Source organism: Sphingopyxis sp. (assembly GCF_050725615.1).
GTDB lineage: Bacteria > Pseudomonadota > Alphaproteobacteria > Sphingomonadales > Sphingomonadaceae > Sphingopyxis.
Genome location: NZ_JBOHHU010000147.1, coordinates 1 through 5,366, shown reverse-complemented (window position 1 = coordinate 5,366; position 5,366 = coordinate 1). Strand labels below are relative to the sequence as shown.

The following is a 5,366-nucleotide window of genomic DNA, read 5'->3' as shown; positions in this document are numbered from 1 at the left end:
CTCTGAGCGCCCCCTCCCGCCTGCGGGAGGGGAGAACATCCGCCGCTTTAACTTCTCCGTCCATCCGTTTCAGTTTGGCGGATTAATTCGCTTTTGTTACATATGTCTTCGGGACTCGTGACGGTGGGGGACCGGCGAGACCCGAACAGGCATTCAGCTTCGTCACGGGAGGGACAATCATGGCGGCAGGGACACTTACTCGCGCAGACATCGCGGCGCGGATCAATCATGTGATCGGATTGTCACGCAACGAGTCGGCGTCGATCGTCGAATCGATCCTCGATCATATGTCCGACGCGCTGGCCGGCGGTCAGAATGTGAAGATTTCGGGCTTTGGCACCTTCGTTTTGCGCGACAAGGCGCAGCGGATCGGCCGCAATCCCAAGACCGGCGTCGAAGTGCCGATCCTGCCGCGCCGTGTGATGACCTTTCGCGCCAGCCAGTCGATGCGCGGACGGGTGGCGGGCGGCTAGTCATGTCAGTCGATGACGGCGGCAAGGCCGACGGCGCCATGCTCGCGATCGGCGAGCTGGCGGACCGTATCGGCGTGCCTACGCATGTGCTGCGTTATTGGGAAACACGCTTTCCCGAGCTGAAGCCGCTGCAACGATCGGGAAAGCGTCGTTATTACCGCGCCGCCGACGTCGCGCTGGCGGGCCGGATTCACGAGCTGCTTCATGTGAAGGGTTATACGGTCGAGGGCGCGCGCAAGGCGCTCGGCGGCAATGGGGGTGACGATGCGGTCGCGGCGCCGGTCCGTGCCGCAGCACCGTCCGCCGACGTCATGGCCGGGGTGCCGGTGCAGGCGTTGATCGCGCTGCGCCGGCGGCTGGCCGCCGCGCTCGGCGACTGACGCTCAGTCGATCGCGGGGCCCAGCGACGGATCGAGGTCGCGCGGGCGAATGAAGGCGACGAAGCGCGCCTGCTTCACGTCGAGGTCGTGCCAGTCGTCGATGTCGAGTTCGAGCCGCGCCATCGCCGATGTCGGCAATTTTTCCTCGACCTTCGCGCGCAATTCATCGTCGTCCTTGTCGGGCACCAGTTCGAGGATCAGATCCTCCAGCCCCGGATTATGCCCTGCGATCAGCAGATGGGTCGCCTCGCGCCCGGTGTCGCGGATCGTGTCGATCAGCGTCGCCGCCGAGGCGAGATAGATGCGGCGATCCCAATGCGGCTCGATGGTGTCGAGGCCCGCAGCGGGCTGGAACAGGTCGAGCGTCTCGGTGACGCGCACGGCGGGCGAAGCGATGATACGCTCGATCGCCAGCCCCTGACGCTTCAGCCATTGGCCGATCAGTTCGGCGCCGCGCCGCCCGCGCGCGTTGATCGGGCGGTCGAAATCGCGCTCGACCTGTACGTCCCAACCCGATTTGGCATGGCGCAGGATCGTCAACGTCTTCAAAATTTCTCCCCGCGCGCGCCGCGCTTCTTCCCCGTGTTCGCTGGCCTTGTGCCGCAATCTTATGACGGTGAAAAGGCGGGAAAGGCGGTTTTTCTTCTTTCGACATTCGCTGCCGCGACATGATTGACTGCTTCGTCGAGCGGCAGGCGGCGGATCGGGGTGCCCGGCGGGAAGGCCGAAAGCAGGCGCGAGGGGAAGCTGGGCGACAGCATGACGAACTGGCCGAAATCGTCGCTGCGCCGGATCAGCCGCCCGAACGCCTGCGCAATGCGGCCGCGGATCACCATGTCGTCGTAGCGCGCGCCGCCCTGCGCGGCGCGGCGTGCCGCGTGCAATATCGTCGGGCGCGGCCAGGGCACGCCTTCCATCACCACCAGCCGCAGCGAATCGCCGGGCACATCGACACCATCCCGCAAGGCGTCGGTGCCGAGCAGCGAGGCGTGCGGGTCGGCGCGGAAGATGTCCACCAGCGTCCCGGTGTCGAGCGGGTCGACATGTTGCGCGTAGAGCGGCAGCCCCGCGCGCGCCAGCCGGTCGGCGATGCGCGCATGGACGATGCGCAGCCGCCTGATCGCGCTGAACAGCCCGAGCGCCCCGCCGCCCGACGCTTCGATCAGCCGGCTGTACGCGCCGGCGAGCGCGGGCAGGTCGCCGCGCGCGATGTCGGTGACGATGATGACCTCCGACTGGCGGGCATAGTCGAACGGGCTCGGCACCGCGAAATGCTGCACCCCGCCGTCCATGTGCCGCGCGCCGGTGCGGATGTCGGCGTCGTGCCAGTCGTTCGCGCCGCGTAGCGTCGCCGAGGTCACGAGCACGCCCTGAGCGGGGCGATAGACGATGTCGGCGATCGGCTTGGCGGGGTCGAGCCAGTGGCGGTGCAGGCCGGCGTCGACCTCGCGCCCGTCGATGCGGTTCACCGCGAGCCAGTCGACGAAATCGGGATCGGCGGGGCCGCCGACGCGCCCGAGCAGCGACAGCCAGGCCGCCATCGTGTCGATGCGGTTGCCGAGACTGTGCCGCGCGCCGTCGACGCGCGCGCGCGCCTGGCCGTCGAGCCAGTCGGGCGGATCGTCGACCAGCGCGTCGAGCCGTTTGCCGAGCGCCATCAGCGGACGCAGCACCGCCTCGACCGCGTCGCTCGCGCTCGCGGCGGCAGCGACGAGGTCGGCGTCGGGATCGGCGAGTTCGGTTTCGAGGCCGTAGCCGCTGTCGCCGCCCTTGGCATCGACCCCGCGTGCATAGACCATCGCGCGCACCGCCGCGAGCAGCCGCTCGATCGCGCCCCAGGGCGCATTTTCGGCGAGCCGCGCGAGCCAGCCGTCGCCGGGGAGTTCGCCCGCAGCGTGGATCGCAGCCTGGATCGCCTTGTCGCCCGCCTCGTCATAGCTGGCGACATCGGCGAGCCGCGCCGCCAGCCCGCGCCGCCGCCCGCGCGACTTGCCCTCGGGACCCAATATCCAGCGACGGATTTCGATCGCTTCCTGCCCGGTCAGCGCGGCGGCGAACATGCTGTCGGCGGCGTCCCACAGATGATGACCCTCGTCGAAGATCAGCCGCGTCGCGGGCGCTCCGCCATCGCGCGGGCGCGCCGCCTGCACCATCGTCAGCGCATGGTTGGCGATGATGATGTCGGCCTGCGTCGCTGCGCGCGCCGAGCGTTCGATGAAGCATTTGCGGAAATGCGGGCAGCCCGCATAGATGCACTCGCCGCGCCGGTCGGTCAGCGCGGTGGTCCCGTTGCGGCGGAACAGCGCGGGCAGCCAGCCGGGCAGGTCGCCGCCGACCATGTCGCCGTCGCGGCTGTACGCCGCCCAGCGCGCGACGAGCTGCGCGAGGATCGCGGCGCGGCCCGAAAAGCCGCCCTGCAACGCATCCTCGAGGTTGAGCAGGCAAAGGTAGTTTTCGCGGCCCTTGCGTACGACGACTTTCTCGCGGTGCGTTACCGCGTCGGGGTAGAGCCGCTCGGTCTCGCGCGCGAGCTGCCGTTGCAGCGCCTTGGTGAAGGTCGAGATGCACACCGCACCCGCCGACTGGTCGATCCATTGTTTCGCGGGGGCGAGATAGCCCAAGGTCTTGCCGATCCCGGTCCCGGCTTCGGCGACCAGCATCTGCGGCGCATCCTTGCGTTCGCGCGGGGCGAAAATGCTCGCGACGGCGCGGGCATAATCCTGCTGGCCGCTGCGGCGTTCGGCGCCGTCGCCGGTCAGCCGGTCGAGCCTTGCCGTCACATCGTCGGGGTTGATCGTGGCCTGTCGCGGCTGGCCGCGCGGGGGTTGTTCCTCCCATTCGGGCAGCCGCGCGAACAGCCAGCGCTCGTCGCGCTCGGGCGCGGCCTGGCGCTGGAGCAGCGACGCCCAGGGCCAGCGTTGGCGTGCCAGCGCCTGCAACCCGTGCCAGGCGCCTTCGCGCTCGGGCCAGTCGGGATCGTCGAGGCTCGCGAGCATCGCGGCGGCGGCCTGCGGCAGGAAGGCCGCGACATCGGCCTCGGCCCTGGGCGGCTCCAGCCCCAACGCCGCCGCCAGTCCGGCGGGCGTCGGCACCGCAAAGCGCGCGGGATAAAGAAAGGCGAAGAGTTCGAGCAGGTCGAGCCCCGACAGGTCGGGATAACCCAGCCGGTCGCCGGTCAACGGCGCGCCGAGCAGGATATGCGGGGTTCCCGCGACCGCCGCGATCGCCTCGCCGCGATCCACCCGGCGGCCATGGCCCTGCGCGTCGGCGAGCCAGATGCCGACATGGCTCGCGTGAATCGCGGGCAGGGGGAGGGGCTGCGCCATCGCCGCAGGGTAAGGACAAAAGAGGAACGCGGCAAGGGAATCGGTATGGGGATGATGGGGGTTTGGGGAGAGCGGACGCTTGTTTCATCGTCATCCCGGGCTTGACCCGGGACCCGCCTTCCTTCTTTCGCGGGCGGATCAAAGACAAAGCAGGCCCCGGGTCAAGCCCGGGGTGACGAGGGATGGAATCGTGGCGAACGCCCGTTACCGGCCCCGAGACCGGCCCTAGCTCAACCCGCGCCGCCCGAAACTCACCGCACGCATGCTTCGAAACACCTGCGCCGGCTCGCTCGGCCAGGCGCCGCGCGCGCGGTCGAGCGCGTTGTAGAGCGGGCCGTCGGTCAGCTCATAGGGAAAGCGCACGCCCATGCGGTCGATCTCGGCCCACATCACCACCGCATAGACCGTCTGGCCCGCATAATGGATTTCGCAGCGCGAGCGCACCGGCAGGATCACGCCGCCCTCGATCCGCGCCCCGCCTTCGGACAGGTCGGTGATGCGGCCCTCGACCATGTTGAGCACGCCGTTGACGACGACGTCGATCGAGACGCTGGTGCGCATATGCTGGCGCGGGCTTTGCGAGGTGGTGCTGGTCGTCATGGCCGTGAGGCTAGGCAAAGATGGTAAATTTCCGGTAACGATGTTGGCGGGGATGGCCGGCCGGAGGACCATATTGCCAGCATGGACCGACAATGGTTTACCCGGACCATGGTCCGCCCGATCCTCCTTTATGGCATCGCCCTCGCGGCGGCGGCGTTTCTGCTCGAATGGCTGAATTACAAGCATGTCGTCCACCGCTGGTCGACCGAATTTTACGTCGCGTGCATCGCGCTCCTGTGCGTGGCGCTCGGCATCTGGGTCGGCAACCGGCTGACCGCGCGGCCGCGCCAGGCTTTTGTGCGCAACGGTGCGGCGATCGCGGCGCTGGGGCTCAGCGCACGCGAATGCGAGGTGCTGGACATGCTGGCGGCGGGGCACGCCAACAAGGTCATCGCGCGCCAGCTCGATATATCGCCGAACACGGTGAAGACGCATGTCGCGCGCTTATATGAGAAGCTGGCGGTCGCGAGCCGGACGCAGGCGGTGCAAAAGGCCAGGGCGCTCGACATCCTGCCGTAAAATCGGGCGATAGCGCCCCGATCACCCATTTGGGCGATGGATTTCGCGCGTTGTTTCGGCTCGTCCCG

6 protein-coding genes are annotated in these 5,366 nt (G+C 68.6%); 3 read left to right on the top strand and 3 right to left on the bottom strand.

What is annotated here, in order from left to right; all coding sequences use genetic code 11:
* Positions 1–179 precede the first annotated feature (179 nt).
* Complete coding sequence (locus ACREB7_RS20470) at positions 180–473, top strand: integration host factor subunit alpha (RefSeq protein WP_431594101.1); 294 nt, start codon at positions 180–182, stop codon at positions 471–473.
* A gap of 2 nt (positions 474–475) precedes the next feature.
* Positions 476–853: a MerR family transcriptional regulator gene (locus tag ACREB7_RS20465; protein WP_431594100.1), complete on the top strand. Its 378-nt coding sequence runs from the start codon at positions 476–478 to the stop codon at positions 851–853.
* 3 nt (positions 854–856) lie between these two features.
* Here ACREB7_RS20465 and ACREB7_RS20460 read toward each other — a convergent pair whose 3' ends face one another.
* The 3 genes from ACREB7_RS20460 to ACREB7_RS20450 all read right to left on the bottom strand — a co-directional run bounded on the left by ACREB7_RS20460 (position 857) and on the right by ACREB7_RS20450 (position 4,779).
* On the bottom strand, positions 857–1,402 hold the full coding sequence (locus tag ACREB7_RS20460; RefSeq protein ID WP_431594099.1) for a SixA phosphatase family protein: 546 nt from the start codon (positions 1,400–1,402) through the stop codon (positions 857–859).
* Between the two features lie 59 nt (positions 1,403–1,461).
* Complete coding sequence (locus tag ACREB7_RS20455) at positions 1,462–4,179, bottom strand: ATP-dependent DNA helicase (protein WP_431594098.1); 2,718 nt, start codon at positions 4,177–4,179, stop codon at positions 1,462–1,464.
* 225 nt (positions 4,180–4,404) lie between these two features.
* Positions 4,405–4,779, bottom strand: coding sequence for a PilZ domain-containing protein (locus ACREB7_RS20450; RefSeq protein ID WP_431594097.1), 375 nt, complete (start codon positions 4,777–4,779; stop codon positions 4,405–4,407).
* A gap of 81 nt (positions 4,780–4,860) precedes the next feature.
* Between ACREB7_RS20450 and ACREB7_RS20445 the strand changes: the two genes are divergently transcribed.
* Entirely contained in the window at positions 4,861–5,298 is a 438-nt protein-coding gene (locus ACREB7_RS20445; RefSeq protein ID WP_431594096.1) for a response regulator transcription factor, read from the top strand.
* Positions 5,299–5,366 lie beyond the last annotated feature (68 nt).

What these genes read in the sequence shown, in the direction of transcription:
- ACREB7_RS20470 (WP_431594101.1), top strand. Translation starts at nt 180, where the DNA reads ATGGCGGCAGGGACACTTACTCGCGCAGACATCGCGGCGCGGATCAAT.
- ACREB7_RS20450 (WP_431594097.1), bottom strand. Translation starts at nt 4,779, where the DNA reads ATGACGACCAGCACCACCTCGCAAAGCCCGCGCCAGCATATGCGCACC.
- ACREB7_RS20445 (WP_431594096.1), top strand. Translation starts at nt 4,861, where the DNA reads ATGGACCGACAATGGTTTACCCGGACCATGGTCCGCCCGATCCTCCTT.
- ACREB7_RS20465 (WP_431594100.1), top strand. Translation starts at nt 476, where the DNA reads ATGTCAGTCGATGACGGCGGCAAGGCCGACGGCGCCATGCTCGCGATC.
- ACREB7_RS20455 (WP_431594098.1), bottom strand. Translation starts at nt 4,179, where the DNA reads ATGGCGCAGCCCCTCCCCCTGCCCGCGATTCACGCGAGCCATGTCGGC.